This window comes from Photobacterium sp. GB-72 (assembly GCF_003026095.1).
Lineage (GTDB): Bacteria > Pseudomonadota > Gammaproteobacteria > Enterobacterales > Vibrionaceae > Photobacterium.
Window position 1 is genome coordinate 1 of the sequence record NZ_PYNV01000057.1, and the last position, 617, is coordinate 617.

Below are 617 nucleotides of genomic sequence, written 5' to 3' on the forward strand. Positions count from 1 at the left end.
CTATGACGTAAATTATGAGGACTGATAGATTTCGTGATCCCACAGCTTTTAATGACGGCTTTCATTGCTTTTTGAACGCCACCGCGATCCATCACGGTATGGTTAACATTGAACGGTGAAGGAAAAAGATAACGACTATTTTTGTGGGTTTGCCAATAATATCGCAGGGCATACAGGGTTCGCCTTGGTAGTGGGATGAACCTGTCTTTACCCCCTTTGCCTTGTCGAATATGGACAAACATACGATGGCTATCAATATCACCCACTGTGAGATTTAACCCTTCACCTAGCCGTAACCCGAGGCTATATAAGGTCAGAAAAAACACTTGGTAACGCAGTTGCGAAGTGGCATTGATCAATAGGCTCACTTCGGTTGGCGTCAAAATGTCAGGTAAGGTTTTCACGTGTGGCGGCTTTACAATGTTCAGCCACTCCCAATCACGTTGAAGGACATGCTTAAAGAAAAACTGTAAGCCATTGCGATCAATTTTCACGGTACTCCATGAATGTGTTTTGATCAGTTGTGTAAAATGTTGTTTAAGATCTTCGGTAGTTAATGTGTCTGGTGATTTATCCAGTTGATGGGTAATGCGACGTAGAGCACGACTATAAGCATC

The 617-nt window shown here is 42.9% G+C and carries 1 protein-coding gene; it reads right to left on the minus strand.

Features of this window, described 5'->3' with window-relative positions:
• Nucleotides 1–617, minus strand: a 617-nt coding sequence (locus C9J40_RS21875; protein ID WP_107247969.1) for a site-specific integrase, incomplete at both ends; no start/stop codon positions are given.